This is a genomic window from Streptomyces sp. NPDC042336, from assembly GCF_055581985.1.
Map to the genome: position 1 here is coordinate 207,079 of NZ_JBVJEA010000009.1, position 13,463 is coordinate 220,541.

Below are 13,463 nucleotides of genomic sequence, written 5' to 3' on the forward strand. Positions count from 1 at the left end.
GGAGCGAACGGGTCTTCAGGTGACTAACCGCCACATTAGGAGCGCCCCGTGCGCACCGCCCGCCGCACTGAGCCATCGGGGAAGGTGCCGTGGTCAGGGCTGCTGAGGCAGCGTCAGCCGGGCCAGCGCCCCGCCGTCCGGCGGGTTGGTGAACTCCAGCCGCGCCCCGAGCACCTCGGCCTGCCCCAGCGCGATCGTCAGCCCCAGGCCGTGCCCCTTCGTCCCGCCCTCGGTACGGAACCGCTGCGGCCCGTGCGCCAGTAGGTACTCCGGATAGCCGTCCCCGTGGTCCCGTACGGTGATCACCGCACCGTCCACGGTCAGCACCACCGGCGCCCGCCCGTGCCGGTGCGCGTTCGCGACCAGGTTGCCCAGCACCCGCTCCAGGCGCCGCCGGTCGGTCTCCACCCACGCGTCCCGCACGACGTCCACCCGCGTGCCGGTGCCCGATCCCCGCACCACCCGCCGGGCCAGCGCGCCCAGCTCCTCCGGATCCGTCGCGGGCAGCTCCCGCCCGCTCTCCAGCCGGGAGATCTCCAGCAGGTCCTCGGTGAGGGTGCGCAGCGCCGCCACCCGGTCCCGCACCAGCTCGGTGGGGCGGCTCGGCGGCAGCAGCTCGGCCGCCGCGTGCAGGCCGGTGAGCGGGGTGCGCAGCTCGTGCGCCACGTCCGCGGTGAACCGCTGCTCGGCGAGCAGCTTGCCCTGCAGCGACGACGCCATGGAGTCCAGCGCGGCGGCGACCGACGCCACCTCGTCCTGCGGGCGCGTCGGGTCCTGGGCGCGCGGATCACCCACCCGCGCGTCGAGGTCGCCCGCGCTGATCCGCCGGGCCACCCGCGCCGTGGCGTGCAGCCGCCGCGTCACCCGGGTCACCGCGAACGCGCCGACCAGCAGCGTCGCCCCGATCGCCAGTGCCGAGGACCACACGATCGCCCCGTCCAGGCCGTCGATGGTGGCCTGGCCCTGGGAGTGGTCGACCCGCACCGTCAGCGCCCGGCCGCCGTCGGCGGGGCCCGCCGCCCACATCGTCGGGCGCCCCGCGAACTCGGCGAGCATGGTGCCGCGCCGCCCCGACACGGCCAGCTCACGCAGCCGCCGCGGCAGCCCCGGCGGATCGACGCCGGCCCCGCGCCGCATCGGGTCCCCCGCCTCGTAGGACTCCGTCGCCTCCCGCAGCCGGGCCAGGGCGGCGTCACGCGCCTGGCCGACGGTCTGGTCGGTCACCGAGACGTGCACCAGGACGCCGAGCAGCGCGGCGAGCCCGCAGCACATCACGGTGATGAAGACGGCCGCCTTCACCGCGAGCGGCCCGGCCCACCGGGGGAGGGCGAGCCTCACCGGGCGCTCGCCGAGGACGACGCGGAGGGGGACGGCGAGGACGTCGCCGAGGGCGGCGGCGAGGCGGACGGCGAGGTGGACGGACGTTTCGTGTGCTGTCCGCCGTCGTCCGTGCGCAGCATCTCGTCGCTGGTCAGCAGCATGGCCCGCTGGTCCGCGTCCCAGGTCCACTGCAGGCGGTACTCGTACCCGGCGACCTCCGAGGGCGAGCGGACGATCACCGTCCGCCCGGCCAGCTCGACCGCGCTCACGGCGTCCTCGTAGGACATGACCCGCACGAGCCGGTCCTTCTCGACCGTGTACACGCGCACGGCGGTCAGCTTCTCCGGCAGCAGCCGGAAACCCAGCGTCATCTCGGGACGCCCGTCACCGGTCAGGTCGCGGTAGTACGGCCGCAGCACCGGACAGCGGCCGGCCTCGTCACCGGCGCCGCCCGTGCCGCAGTCCGCCATCCGCACGGACGTCTCGTGGTACGGCGCCTTCGCGCCCGCGTAGTCGTCCGGGTGCGCGGCGATCTCGGCCCGCACCGCGGCCACCGGGTTCACCCCGCGGATGTCGCCACCGGGCACGGAGACGCCCCGCACCGGCGCGTGCTCCACCTCGCCGATGTCGTACGCCGGACTGGACGCCGGGGCCAGGCCGGGCCAGAGCCGGGCCGGGTCGCGCGCGGCGGGCGTCGCCCCGGCGTCCTCCAGGCCGCCGGTGTCCCCGCAGGCCGCCAGCGCGCCGGTCGCCGCGGTCGCCAGGAGCAGCGCGAGGGCGGCGGGGACACGGGCGGGGTGCCCGCGGCGGCTCGGGAGCACTGCACTCCTGGGGTCGGTGATCGGCGTCGGCGGTCCCGCACGGGAGTGGGCGGCACCGCGGGCAGCGCGGCACCGCACGCGTCGTCGTACGGAAGGCCATTTTGCGTGCGCACCGGCCCGCCGGGCTACTCGGCCAGTTCCTCCAGCTGCCGCACGGTGGCCAGACCGGCCCGGAGATAGGCCACGAACAGGTCGTTGTGCAGCGCCCACGGCGAGCGCCTGGCCCGGATCAGCCGGATCGCCTCCTCGGCGCCGCTGCCCCGGCGCATCAGCGTGTGCGCGACGACGAGACCGGAGCGGTTGTACCCGTGATAGCAGCGGACGAGCACCTTGCGGCCCGCGTCGAGCGCCTCCTCCGCGGCCCGGGCCAGCCGGATCACGCCGGCCAGCTGCGTGCCGTCCAGGGGGCCGTCCGGGATCGGCCAGACATGGTGCTCGACACCGGCGTCCGGCCCGTGTCCGGGCAGCCGCAGCAGCGTCTGCACGAGGTCGAACTCGTCCCGCGCCACGGCGAACTCCAGTCGCCCGCCCGGCCGCCGGAACTCGTGCCCGCCCATCCACAGCCCCGGCACGATCTCGTCCCACGGCCGGTCCGGGGCCGGCACGTCGGGGCCTCTCCCACGGGTACGCACCGGCGCCTCCCCAGTCCAGCCCAGGGCCTGCCCAACTCCTCCCAAAGGTAACCGGGTTCTTGCCCCGGCAGTACCCCGCCTGGTCCCATGGACGGGGGTGGTGATGGCATGGACGGACTGCGTGTTGTGCCGACCCGGCGCCACGGCCGGGAACGGCTCTACGTCTGCCTCCCGGACGGCGGGAACGTCGCCTGGTACGACCGTGAGGCGGCCCGCGTCAACCTGCTGAGCGAGGACCGCAGGGACGAGGTCCTCAAGGCCCTCGGCCCCTTCGTCACCGGCCCCGTCACGGTCGGCCCGCCCCCGGTGCCGACCCCCGCCGAGCTGGCCCGGCTCACCCTCCACCCGGACGACGACCTCGCCCCCAACCGGCCCGGCGAGGCACTCCTGATCGCCCTGGAGCGCGAGCCGCCACCGGCGCACCGGCTGCGCCCCGACCCGCGCCGCCGGGCGCTGGCCGCCGAGCAGGCGACCGGGGCCGCCCTCGACCGTCTCGACGGCGCCGGCTGGCACACCCTGCACTCCCTCCCGCTGCCCGGCGGCGACCGCGTCCACCACCTGCTGATCGGGCCCGGCGGCCTCTTCGCCCTCCACGTGCTGCCCGCCCGCAGACAGCGGGTGCGGGTCGCCGACCCGCTGGTGGCGCTGGGCCGCCGCGCGCCGCGTCCCCTGCTGCGCCGGGTCCGCGCCGACGCCGACCGGGCCTCCCACGCCCTGACGGCGGAGGTCCGCCCGGTCCTCGTCCTCGTCGGGCCGGCCCACGTGTCCGTCACCGCCCCGCCCCGCTCGGTACGCGTCCTCACGGACCGGGAGCTGCCGGACCTGGCCCACACGGGCGGCGTGCTGAAACCGGCGGACGTGGAGGCCCTGCACGCCATGGCCCGGGACCGGGCCACCTGGCAGCGCCTCTGAGGGCCGCGGCGGGGCACCGCGGCCGAGGGCCGTGGTGTCGCGGCTCAGGGCCCGCCGGGGGTGTCGCGGCTCAGGGCAGCGTCGCCGCCCGGCGCCGGTCGAACAGCGGGGCCAGCAGGTCGCCGTGATCCTGCACCCGGGGGCCGACGTCCGGGGCCAGGAACACGAACTGTTCCGCCCGCCCGCACCCGGCGACCTCCTCCCAGGTCACCGGCGTGGAGACCGCGGGCACATCGCGGGCGCGCACGGTGTACGGGGCGGCCGTGGTCTTGCGCGCGGCGTTCTGGCTCCAGTCCACGAACACCTTCCCCGGCCGCAGGCTGCGCGTCATCCGGTGCACCACCAGCTTCGGCAGCGCCCGCTCCGCCTCCACCGCGAGCGCCTTCGCGTAGTCCGACACCCGTTCCGAGGGCGAGCCCCGCACCCCCGCCAGCAGGTGCAGCCCCTTGGCCCCGGAGGTCTTGGCGTACGCCTCGATCCCGTCCGCCGCCAGCCGCTCGCGCAGCCACAGCGCGACCTCGCAGCACTGCACCACGGTCGCGGGCGGCCCCGGGTCCAGGTCGAACACCAGCCGGTCGGCCTCGCCGGGGTCGTCCGCGGTCCACTGGTGGGTGTGGAACTCGGTCACCAGGTTCGCCGCCCACATCAGGCTCGCCAGGTCCTGCACCAGCACCATCCGGGCCGGGCCCTCCGAGCGGGGCACCTCGGCCGTGGTGACCCAGTCGGGGGTACCCGGCGGCACGTTCTTGGTGAAGAACACCTGGCCGTCCGGGCCGTCCGGATACCGCAGGAAGGAGACCGCGCGCTCCCGCAGGTGCGGCAGCAGCACCCGGGCGGTCGTCGCGTAGTAGTGCAGCAGCTCGCCCTTGGTGAAGCCGGCCGCGGGATACAGCACCTTGTCCAGGTTGCTGAGGGCCACCCGCCGCCCCTCCACTTCCGTGATAGGCGCCATACCATGAGAGTCTCACGAAATCCGGACAAATCGCCCGGGGCTCGTCCGGTAGTCGCCCGACAGGAAAGGTGCTGCACGTGCGATCCATCTGGAACGGCGCCATCTCCTTCGGCCTGGTCAGCATCCCGATCAAGCTGGTGAACGCGACCGAGAGCCACTCGGTCTCCTTCCGCCAGATCCACACGGAGGACGGCGGCCGTATCCGCTACCGCAAGGTGTGCGAACTGGAGGACCGCGAGGTCACCCAGGCCGAGATCGGCAAGGCCTACGAGGACGCCGACGGCTCGATGATCCCGATCACCGACGAGGACCTGTCCCAGCTGCCGATCCCGACGGCCCGCACGATCGAGATCGTGGCCTTCGTGCCCGAGGACCGCATCGACCCGCTCCAGATGGGCTCGGCCTACTACCTCGCGGCGAGCGGCGCCCCGGCCGCCAAGCCGTACACGCTGCTGCGCGAGGCCCTCAAGCGCAGCAACCGGGTCGCGATCGCCAAGTTCGCGCTGCGCGGCCGGGAGCGCCTCGGCATGCTCCGGGTCGTCGGCGACGCCATCGCGATGCACGGCCTGCTGTGGCCGGACGAGGTGCGCGCCCCCGAGGGCGTCGCCCCGGAGGCCGACGTCACCGTGCGCGACCAGGAACTGGACCTCGCGGACGCCCTCATGGACACCCTCGGCGAGATCGACCTGGACGACCTGCACGACGAGTACCGGGAGGCCGTCGAGGAGGTCGTCGCCGCCAAGGCGGCCGGTGAGCGGCCCCCGGAGGTCCGTGAGGAGGCGGCACCCGGGAAGGTGCTCGACCTGATGGCCGCGCTGGAGAGCAGCGTGCGGGCGGCGCGGGAGTCCCGGGACGGCGAGGGGGCCGGGCCGGCCGAGGAGGCGGAGGTCAGATCCCTGCCGCAGCGCAAGACGTCCTCGCGGCGGGCCCCCAAGGAGACCGGCGGCAAGAAGTCGACGTCGACGGCGAAGAAGACGGCGGCCAAGAAGGCGCAGCCGAAGAAGTCGACCGCGAAGTCGGCGGGGTCTGCGGGGTCCGCGAAGAAGACGGCGGCCAGGAGTACCGCCAAGAAGGCCACGGCGAAGAGCGGCGCCAGGAGCGGCGACAAGACCACGGCCAAGAGCACCGCCAAGAAGACGGCGTCCCGCAGGCGCAGCGCCTGACGAGCGCGGTGCCGCTCACTCCGGCCGGCGGGCGCGCTCCACGCACGCCCAGGGCTTCAGTTGACCGTCCAGGGCGACGCGGACGACCGGGGTATCGCGGACGGCGCGGGTTCGAAGACGGCGGGGCTCGCCGCAGGGGACTTCGCCGGGGAGACGGAGGCCGGTGCGAGCGAGGCCGGTGTGGGCACGGCGGGGCTCTCCTCCAGGCGCTGCCCGATGGTCGTCTCGGCCGGTCCGCCGCCCGGGGTGGCCGGACCGGTGGACAGCTGCGACCACGCGGTCAGGGCGAGGGCGACGGCGGCGGCCGTGCCGGCCACCCGGCCGATCCGCCGCAGCCGGGCCCGGCCGTCCAGCTCGCGCCAGCGCGGTCCGGCCCACGTCTCCTCCCGGCGCCACGCCTCGCCGACGGTGCCGCGACTGCGGCCCGGGTGACCGGGGTGACCCGGGTGATCCGCGGCGGGCTCCGCCGGTCGCCATCCGGGGACCCGGTCGCGTGCGGCGGGTTCCCTGGGGGCGGAGGCGCGGATGGCGCGCTCGTCGTCCTCCAGGAACAGCCGCCAGACGTCCTCGGGCACGTCCGGCACGCCGTCCGGCCCGCCCGGTGCGTCCGCGCTGCCCGGTCCCGAAGCGGTCATGGTCCCGTCCCGCTCTTCCTGTCGTCGGCCCCGGACGGACGCGGGCGGGTGGCGGGGTCGGCCCGCCCACCACCGGGTCCGGCGCCGGATGGTCATGGCCCGGCGGACTCCGTCGGCCGCCACCTTCTGAGAACGTCCGCGACCGGCGGCCCGTTCCCCGCGCCGCCGGTCGTGACTGGGTCGTGACCGTGCCCGTACCCGGGTGCTCAGGGGGCCGCCGGGGACGGAGTGGGCGTCGGGGAGGCGGTGTTCACGTTCAGGTCGGGGCGCGGCTTGAGCACCAGCACCCGCTCACCCGGCTGCGGCGGGGGCGGGGTGACCCGCTCCCTCGGCAGCTTCGCCGGGCCGGTCTGCTGGAAGGTGACCTGGTCGTACTCGACCAGCCCGGTGTTCTCCAGCACCGTGATGTGGTCGAGCACGGTGTCGTTGGCCAGGTCCGCCAGCTGCCGCACGAGGGTGTTCTTGGTGGAGGCCCGGATCTTGGCGATGGCCGGGAAGATCTGACCGTGGGTCACCCGCATGATGTTGACCGCCGAGGAGTCGAACTCCTTGCCGGTCTTCGCGTCCACGGTGGCCACGAAGCCCTCCTGCTGCGGTGAGGCCCGGTTGGGCAGCGTGATGCCCAGCTCGGGGGAGATCTCGCGGCACATCGCGTCGAGGCCGGCGTGCCCGACGACCAGGTGCTCGCCGGCCGTCTTCATCGCCTTCGTCGTGCCGCGCTTCATCACCATCTCGCCCAGCGGATACTCCCACAGTCCGGCGGCGCGGACCTTGACCACGAAGTCGCGGTCGGCCTCGGTGAGCGGACCGAACTTCGTACTGGCCACCACCCGGTTCTGGTTGCCGTCGGCCTTGTCCAGACCGAGCACGGCCGGGAAGGCCAGCGCGGTGAGGGTCAGGGTCATCGCACCGAACAGGACGACGACTCCGATCCTGCTGCGGGACAGGCGCATGGTGCCTCCAGGGCTGACGCGAGGGACGCGCACGCGTGCACGCGCGTGCTCGTACGGGTACGCCAGGAGGTACGGGAACGGCGGGCGGATCCTTCACCGCTCCGGCACAAAACTTGCGGAGCGGGCCGGCCCCGCTCCCGCACCTTTTCAGCCGAGGTCGGCGCCGTACACGCGCTCGACCGTGATGGTGAGCAGCACCCGGCGGTCGGACACCATCGTCGACCGGTACTCGTCCCAGTCCGGGTGTTCCCCGGCCGCGGCGCGGTAGTACTCGACCAGCGCCTCGACCTCCGGTCCGTGCGGGTCGGTGCCCGGCCCGGTGAGGGTGGCGACGCCCTCGGCGGTGGCCCAGGACCTGCCGTCCGCGGCGGTCACCTCCAGCGTGGCCCGCGGGTCCCGGCGCAGGTTCGCCGTCTTGGCGAGGCCGTCGCGGGTGGACACGCGGATGACGCCCGCGTCGGGGTCGTAGGCGGGCATGACGGGCGAGAGCTGCGGGCGGCCGTCCGACTTGATCGTCGCCAGGACGCCGAGCCGGCTCCCGGCCAGCAGGGCACGGGGATCGAAGCGCGCTGTGGTGGTCATGGTCCGATCCTCACCCCCCGCCCCGCGTCCTGTCCCGCGAACCGTCCGCCGAACGCGCCGCGCCGGGCGTGCTCAGGGCACCGAGGGGCCGCCCAGATAGGCGCCGTCCTCGTCGTAGGGCCAGGCGTTGGCGACGCATCCCTTGAGGCCCTTGATCTGCTGCATCATCGCCGGAGCGGGCCGGCCGGCGCCGGGGCAGGTCTCGTGGCCGTGGCCGATGCGGTGCCCGACCTCGTGGTTGACGATCAGCGCCCGGTACTCGTGGAGCGGGCCGTCGAACTCCGGGGAGCCCAGCACCCAGCGCTTGAGGTTCACCACGACGTCCGTGCCGACGCTGCAGTTGACCTCGCCCCGGGTGAGCAGGCCCGCGGCGCCGCAGATCCGGTCGACGGTGCCCGGCGTGGCGATCTTCACCACGAAGTCGTACGAGCCGCTGCTGACCAGCCGGAAGGAGTTGGCCCCGTCCTGGGTCCAGCCGCGGCGGTCGGCGAGCACGTCGGATATCTCGGCGGCGGCGGCGCTCGGCCGGATGTCGATGCCCTCCTCGACCAGGACCTTGTAGCGGCGTACGCGGCTGCCGGTGCCCACGGTCGTGCCGTCGGCCTTGGCGGTGACGAAGGTGCCGGGTCCGGTCGCCGGAACGGCGATGGTGCTGGAGGAGGGCGAGGCCGACGGGGAGGTCTTCGGGGACGGTGACGCCGAAGGCGAGGAAGAAGGCGAGGAGGAAGGGGACGGCGTACGGGTGGAGGCGCCCAGGGCGTCCGTGACGTCGGCCACCTGGTCGTCCGTCACCGGGGGCCGGGTCTCCCGCCAGTACGCGACGGCGGCGCCCGCGGTGAGCACGACGGCCCCGAGGGCGAGGCAGGCCAGGAGCGCGCGGGCGGGTCCGCGGCGTCTGCGTCTGCGGGAGGGGGATCTGCCCCCGGCACCGTCCGGCCCGGTTCTCCGGCCGGCCCGGCGGGCGGTGGTTCGGCCCACGGCGTGCGTCCTCTCTGCTGGTCGGTGGGGCGCGCACAGCGGACTCCGGTGTGCTGTTGTACCCCCAAGATCCAAGCGGACGGACGTGCGAAAACATCACGGTTTCCGAAGTGTCCCTTCTCACGCGGACATTCGGTTCGTGCGGGCAACCGTTCGACGCCCCGGGACGTCTTCACCCGGAACGTGTGCGTCGGGGCCGCCCGGTGGAGACCGGGCGGCCCCGACAACACACGGGGACGGAGTGCCGTCAGCCGGCGGGCGTCCGTTCCCAGCGGTAGAAGCAGCGCGCCATCGCGTCCTTCGGCCCGCGCCAGGTCGCCGGGTCGTACGCCGAGACGTACGGCTCCAGCCGCTCGCTGACCTGGCGGAACTCCGGGTGCCCGGTCAGCCTGCCGATGGTGGGGGCCGGGTCCTCGTCGCTCTCGATGAGGTGCAGGTACACGCCGTCACCGAACTCGAAGAGGCTGCGCCGGTTGACGCCCACCAGGTGCGGCAGTTCTCCGCTGTCGGACTCCGCGAACACCTTCGCGATGTCCGGTGCCGCGCCGGGTGCCATCCGGGCGACGATCAGTGTGTGGTGCATGGGGTGCTGCCCTTCGCCGGTCTCGGTCGGTGTCGCTGTCAGTCGGCGAGCACCGACGCGGTCCGCCGCTCGCTCGCCGCCTGCTCGATCCGGTCCCGGATCAGCGCCATCTGCGTACGGGAGTTGCGGTTGATGTTGTCCGTCATCCACGTGTCGTCCACGGGCGCGTCCGGCTTCATCGCGAAGTCCTGCGTCCAGCGCATGACGACGCCCTCGGCGGTCTCCGCGTACTCCCAGACGATGTTCATGTACTGGAAGGGGCCGGTCTCCACCCGCTGGGCGCGGACGGTGCGGGTGACGGGGTCCGCGACGCGCTCGGAGACCCAGCTCCACACCTTGCCGTCGGCGTCCGGGTGCATGGTGAGCCGGAACGTGACGCGGTCCTCGTCGCGGTCGAGCACCTCGACGGAGGCGTACTCGCTGAACAGCCGGGGCCAGTTCTCGATGTCGTTGGTCATGTCCCAGACCAGCTCCATCGGGGCGGCGATGGTGATCTCGTTGTCGGTGTGCCCTGCCATGTCATACTCCCGTCTTGAGGGCGCCGTTGACCAGCGCGAGGAAATCCGCGGGCGTCTTGCAGCGCTCGGCCTGCTCGGGCAGGCCGAGTCCGTACCGCTTCTCCAGCTCGGCCACGATGCCCAGCAGGCCGAGGGAGTCCAGGCCGAAGGTGTCGAAACCGTCGTCGGCCTGCTGCTGGAGGGTGATCGGGTCGACGTGCACGCCGGCGGTGCGCTTCATCAGCGCCGACAGCTCCTCGATGGTCACCTGGTAGTCCAGCTGGTCGGTCATGGGTGTCCTCCTTGACTGGGGATTGGCCGGCCACGGATGTCCTCCGTGGCCGTGGTCGTAGGTCGTCCGCCGGTGGCCCTGGGTCAGCGGCCCTCGGCCGGCACGGCGCCCCGTCGAAGGACGAGCGCCGAGTTCGATCCCATGAGCCCGCGCGCGAGGACCAGTGCGGTGCGCGGCTCGGCGGGGCGGGCCCGCCCGGTCACCAGGTCCAGGTCGTGGCACACCTCGAAGACGTGCGGGGTCGGCGGGACCAGCCCGTGCTCCATCGCGAGCACCGCCGTCGCCACGTCCAGCACCGGCGCCGCGCAGTACGCCCGCCCGGTCCCGGTCTTGGGCGCGGTGACCGGCACCCGCGCGGCGTGCGGGCCCAGCGCGTCGGCCAGGGCCAGTGCCTCGGCCCGGTCGGCCTCCGGGACCCCGAGGGCGTCCGCGAAGACCACGTCGACGTCCTCGGGCCGGCAGCCCGCCTCGGCCAGGGCGCCCCGGATGGCGCGGGCCAGCCCTTCCCGGGACTCGGCCCAGCGGCCGGGCCCGGTGAAGGTCGCCGCGTGCCCGGCCACCGTCGCCCGCACGTCCGCCCCGCGCTCCCGGGCCGCCGCCTCGTCCTCCACGACGAGTACGGCACCGCCCTCGGCCGGCGCGAACCCGCAGGCCGCTTCGGTGAACGGGCGGTAGGCACGGTCGGGTTCGGCGGACCGGCTCAGCTCGGGGTAGCCCAGCTGGCAGACGATCGAGTACGGGGCCAGCGGCGCCTCCGTCGCGCCGCAGACCACCGTGTCGGTGCCGTTGCGCACGGCCAGCGCCGCGTGCGCCAGGGCGTCCAGGCCGCCCGCCTCGTCGGCCGCGACGACCCCGCAGGGACCCTTGAAGCCGTTGCGTATGGAGACCTGGCCGGTGCTGGCCGCGTAGAACCAGGCGATCGACTGGTAGGGGCCGACATGGCGCGAGCCCTGGCCCCACAGGTTCTGCAGCTCCCGCTGTCCGAACTCGCCGCCGCCCGAACCCGCCGCGGTGACCACGCCGACCGAGTACGGCGAGGCGACGTCGGCCCGGCCGAACCGGGCGTCGGCCAGCGCGTGCTGAGTGGCGGACAGCGCGAAGTGCGTGAACCGGTCGGTCTGGACGAGGAAGCGGTCCTCGACCGTCTCGGCGGCGTCGAAGCCGCGCACCTCGCCCGCGACCCGCAGCGGCAGGTCCGCGCAGCCCTCCCGGGTGACGGGCCCGAGGCTGCTGGTGCCGTCGGCGACCGCCTTCCAGTGCGCCTCGGCACCGGTGCCGTGCGGCGACACCACACCGAGTCCGGTGACGACCGCCCGCCGGCTTCCGGCGCCGGTGCCGGTCCGTCGTGGTCCGCTCATCGCAACCCTCCTTCACTGCCGCTGAGTACGACCGCGGACTGGAAACCGCCGAAGCCGCTGCCCACCGACAGCACGTGCCGCAGCGTCCGCTCGCGTGCCTCGCGCGGCACGTAGTCCAGGTCGCACTCGGGGTCGGGGGTGGTGTAGTTGGCCGTGGGCGGTACCACCTGGTGGGCCATCGCCAGCACGCACGCGGCCAGTTCGATCGAGCCGATCGCGCCGAGCGAGTGGCCCACCATGGACTTGATGGAACTCATCGGCGTCGCGTAGGCGTGCTCGCCCAGTGAGCGCTTGACGGCCGCGGTCTCGTGCCGGTCGTTCTGCTGGGTGCCGGAGCCGTGCGCGTTGACGTAGTCGATCGCGGAGCCGTCGAGGCGGGCCATGTCCAGCGCCGTGTCGATGGCCCGCGCCATCTCCAGGCCCTCCTTGGTGAGCCCGGTCATGTGGTAGGCGTTGCCGAAGGTGGCGTAGCCGGAGATCTCGCAGTACACGTCCGCGCCCCGGGCCCGGGCGTGCTCCAGGTCCTCCAGGACCAGCACCGCCGCGCCCTCGCCCATCACGAAGCCGTTGCGGTCGGCGTCGAAGGGGCGGGAGGCGTGCGCGGGGTCGTCGTTGTTCGGCGAGGTCGCCTTGATGGCGTCGAAGCAGGCCATGGTGATCGGCGATATCGGCGAGTCCGCCGCACCTGCCAGGCACACGTCGACGCGTCCCTCGGCGACCGCGTGGTAGGCGTACCCGACGGCGTCGAGGCCGGAGGTGCACCCGGTGGAGACCGTCTGCACCGGCCCGCGCACCCCGAACTCCTCGGCGACCGCGGAGGAGAGGGTGGCGGGGGTGAACGCGCGCTCCAGGTGCGGCTCGGCCCGCCGGTTGTCGACGTCCCAGCGGGTGCCGCGCTCGCTGACCAGGACGTAGTCGTGTTCGAGCCGGGTGGTGCCGCCGACGGCCGTGCCGAGGGTGGCACCGGCCCGCCAGGGGTCCTCGCGGTTCATGTCGAGGTTCGCGTCCCGGACCGCCTCCGAGGCGGCCACCAGCGCGAACTGCACGTACCGGTCGCAGCGCTGGGCGGTGGCGAGGCCGAGCCCGTGGTCGGACGGCTCGAAGTCGCACTCGGCGGCGATCTGCGAACGCAGCCCGGCCGGGTCGAACAGGGAGATGCGGCGCGTCGCCGTACGGCCTTCGGACAGCAGGCCCCAGAACTGGGGCACGCCGATCCCGCCCGGGGCGACGACGCCTATGCCCGTGACGGCGACCGGGCGCCGGGTCATGACACCACCTCGGCCGCCGTGGCGGGACGCTCGTGCCCGGCGCCGCCCGCGTGCGCGTGCGCTCCGTCGCAGGGGAGCGCGTTGCCCTCGGCGTCCTCGGTGTCGACGTGGCCCAGCTCCGGGCGCGGGGCCAGCGGCCCCAGGTGGAACACCAGCCGCGCCTCGACGTCCCCCGCGTTGCGGAAGCGGTGGCGCATGTCCTGCGGGATCAGCAGCCCCTGGCCGGTGGCGAGCGAGTGCGGCACCCCGTCCAGGTCCACCTCCAGGGTGCCCTCCGTGACGTACACGAACTCCTCGGAGTACGGGTGGTAGTGCTCGGCGATGCGGTCGCCGGGCTGCACGATGGCCACGCCCATGAAACCGCTGGTCGACCCGGCGGTGGTGGGCGTGAGAAGGGCGCGGAGGTCTCCGCCGCGGCGGCGGTTCGGCGCGATGTCGCCGAGCGAGACGATGCGTACCTGCTGGTCTGTCATGTCGTTCACTCCGGGGTGACGGGAGGAAGGGGGGAAGGAGCGGG

The 13,463-nt window shown here is 74.2% G+C and carries 16 protein-coding genes; 2 read left to right on the forward strand and 14 right to left on the reverse strand.

Features of this window, described 5'->3' with window-relative positions:
• Positions 1–93: 93 nt before the first annotated feature.
• From ACZ6IM_RS21165 to ACZ6IM_RS21175, 3 genes are all read right to left on the reverse strand, one after another.
• Positions 94–1,338 (reverse strand): ATP-binding protein, encoded by a 1,245-nt coding sequence (locus ACZ6IM_RS21165; RefSeq protein ID WP_469558155.1) that lies wholly within the window; start codon positions 1,336–1,338, stop codon positions 94–96.
• Entirely contained in the window at positions 1,335–2,141 is an 807-nt protein-coding gene (locus tag ACZ6IM_RS21170) for a hypothetical protein (protein WP_052840715.1), read from the reverse strand. Before ACZ6IM_RS21170 ends, ACZ6IM_RS21165 begins: the two co-directional genes overlap by 4 nt.
• A gap of 125 nt (positions 2,142–2,266) precedes the next feature.
• The gene (locus ACZ6IM_RS21175; RefSeq protein ID WP_469558159.1) at positions 2,267–2,773 is read right to left on the reverse strand and encodes a protein-tyrosine phosphatase family protein; all 507 of its coding nucleotides are present in this window, start codon (positions 2,771–2,773) and stop codon (positions 2,267–2,269) included.
• Positions 2,774–2,881: 108 nt separating this feature from the next.
• On the opposite strand from ACZ6IM_RS21175, the gene ACZ6IM_RS21180 reads away from it, so the two are divergent.
• Positions 2,882–3,685: a nuclease-related domain-containing protein gene (locus tag ACZ6IM_RS21180; protein WP_052840713.1), complete on the forward strand. Its 804-nt coding sequence runs from the start codon at positions 2,882–2,884 to the stop codon at positions 3,683–3,685.
• 70 nt (positions 3,686–3,755) lie between these two features.
• On the opposite strand, the gene ligD is transcribed toward ACZ6IM_RS21180, so the two are convergent.
• Positions 3,756–4,637: a non-homologous end-joining DNA ligase gene (gene ligD / locus ACZ6IM_RS21185; RefSeq protein WP_052840712.1), complete on the reverse strand. Its 882-nt coding sequence runs from the start codon at positions 4,635–4,637 to the stop codon at positions 3,756–3,758.
• A 77-nt stretch (positions 4,638–4,714) separates the two neighbouring features.
• Here ligD and ku point away from each other — a divergent pair, with 77 nt between their 5' ends.
• Positions 4,715–5,800 carry a non-homologous end joining protein Ku gene (gene ku, locus ACZ6IM_RS21190; protein ID WP_052840929.1) on the forward strand — a complete coding sequence of 362 codons (1,086 nt, stop codon included), beginning with the start codon at positions 4,715–4,717 and terminating at the stop codon, positions 5,798–5,800.
• A 56-nt stretch (positions 5,801–5,856) separates the two neighbouring features.
• Here ku and ACZ6IM_RS21195 read toward each other — a convergent pair whose 3' ends face one another.
• The 10 genes from ACZ6IM_RS21195 to ACZ6IM_RS21240 form a co-directional block, all read right to left on the reverse strand.
• Positions 5,857–6,435: a hypothetical protein gene (locus ACZ6IM_RS21195; protein WP_469558163.1), complete on the reverse strand. Its 579-nt coding sequence runs from the start codon at positions 6,433–6,435 to the stop codon at positions 5,857–5,859.
• A 206-nt stretch (positions 6,436–6,641) separates the two neighbouring features.
• Positions 6,642–7,388, reverse strand: a complete 747-nt coding sequence (locus ACZ6IM_RS21200; RefSeq protein WP_052840710.1) for a DUF4142 domain-containing protein — start codon at positions 7,386–7,388, stop codon at positions 6,642–6,644.
• Positions 7,389–7,535: 147 nt separating this feature from the next.
• The gene (locus ACZ6IM_RS21205; protein ID WP_052840709.1) at positions 7,536–7,970 is read right to left on the reverse strand and encodes a PPOX class F420-dependent oxidoreductase; all 435 of its coding nucleotides are present in this window, start codon (positions 7,968–7,970) and stop codon (positions 7,536–7,538) included.
• 72 nt (positions 7,971–8,042) lie between these two features.
• Positions 8,043–8,948 carry a DUF3152 domain-containing protein gene (locus tag ACZ6IM_RS21210; RefSeq protein ID WP_469558167.1) on the reverse strand — a complete coding sequence of 302 codons (906 nt, stop codon included), beginning with the start codon at positions 8,946–8,948 and terminating at the stop codon, positions 8,043–8,045.
• A 247-nt stretch (positions 8,949–9,195) separates the two neighbouring features.
• Positions 9,196–9,531 (reverse strand): TcmI family type II polyketide cyclase, encoded by a 336-nt coding sequence (locus tag ACZ6IM_RS21215; protein ID WP_011030169.1) that lies wholly within the window; start codon positions 9,529–9,531, stop codon positions 9,196–9,198.
• A 38-nt stretch (positions 9,532–9,569) separates the two neighbouring features.
• Entirely contained in the window at positions 9,570–10,049 is a 480-nt protein-coding gene (locus ACZ6IM_RS21220) for an SRPBCC family protein (RefSeq protein WP_052840707.1), read from the reverse strand.
• Between the two features lies 1 nt (position 10,050).
• Positions 10,051–10,320 carry an acyl carrier protein gene (locus tag ACZ6IM_RS21225; protein WP_052840706.1) on the reverse strand — a complete coding sequence of 90 codons (270 nt, stop codon included), beginning with the start codon at positions 10,318–10,320 and terminating at the stop codon, positions 10,051–10,053.
• Between the two features lie 83 nt (positions 10,321–10,403).
• Positions 10,404–11,678, reverse strand: coding sequence for a ketosynthase chain-length factor (locus ACZ6IM_RS21230; RefSeq protein WP_469558171.1), 1,275 nt, complete (start codon positions 11,676–11,678; stop codon positions 10,404–10,406).
• Positions 11,675–12,946: a beta-ketoacyl-[acyl-carrier-protein] synthase family protein gene (locus tag ACZ6IM_RS21235; protein ID WP_469558174.1), complete on the reverse strand. Its 1,272-nt coding sequence runs from the start codon at positions 12,944–12,946 to the stop codon at positions 11,675–11,677. The genes ACZ6IM_RS21230 and ACZ6IM_RS21235 overlap by 4 nt, the downstream gene beginning before the upstream one ends.
• Complete coding sequence (locus tag ACZ6IM_RS21240) at positions 12,943–13,419, reverse strand: cupin domain-containing protein (protein WP_052840703.1); 477 nt, start codon at positions 13,417–13,419, stop codon at positions 12,943–12,945. The genes ACZ6IM_RS21235 and ACZ6IM_RS21240 overlap by 4 nt, the downstream gene beginning before the upstream one ends.
• Positions 13,420–13,463: the final 44 nt, after the last annotated feature.

Excerpts from the sequence above, each read along its gene's own strand:
- ACZ6IM_RS21240 (WP_052840703.1), bottom strand. The coding sequence starts at position 13,419 with ATGACAGACCAGCAGGTACGCATCGTCTCGCTCGGCGACATCGCGCCG.
- ACZ6IM_RS21215 (WP_011030169.1), bottom strand. The coding sequence starts at position 9,531 with ATGCACCACACACTGATCGTCGCCCGGATGGCACCCGGCGCGGCACCG.
- ACZ6IM_RS21205 (WP_052840709.1), bottom strand. The coding sequence starts at position 7,970 with ATGACCACCACAGCGCGCTTCGATCCCCGTGCCCTGCTGGCCGGGAGC.
- ACZ6IM_RS21180 (WP_052840713.1), top strand. The coding sequence starts at position 2,882 with ATGGACGGACTGCGTGTTGTGCCGACCCGGCGCCACGGCCGGGAACGG.
- ligD (WP_052840712.1), bottom strand. The coding sequence starts at position 4,637 with ATGGCGCCTATCACGGAAGTGGAGGGGCGGCGGGTGGCCCTCAGCAAC.
- ACZ6IM_RS21220 (WP_052840707.1), bottom strand. The coding sequence starts at position 10,049 with ATGGCAGGGCACACCGACAACGAGATCACCATCGCCGCCCCGATGGAG.
- ACZ6IM_RS21235 (WP_469558174.1), bottom strand. The coding sequence starts at position 12,946 with ATGACCCGGCGCCCGGTCGCCGTCACGGGCATAGGCGTCGTCGCCCCG.
- ACZ6IM_RS21225 (WP_052840706.1), bottom strand. The coding sequence starts at position 10,320 with ATGACCGACCAGCTGGACTACCAGGTGACCATCGAGGAGCTGTCGGCG.
- ACZ6IM_RS21195 (WP_469558163.1), bottom strand. The coding sequence starts at position 6,435 with ATGACCGCTTCGGGACCGGGCAGCGCGGACGCACCGGGCGGGCCGGAC.
- ACZ6IM_RS21200 (WP_052840710.1), bottom strand. The coding sequence starts at position 7,388 with ATGCGCCTGTCCCGCAGCAGGATCGGAGTCGTCGTCCTGTTCGGTGCG.
- ACZ6IM_RS21230 (WP_469558171.1), bottom strand. The coding sequence starts at position 11,678 with ATGAGCGGACCACGACGGACCGGCACCGGCGCCGGAAGCCGGCGGGCG.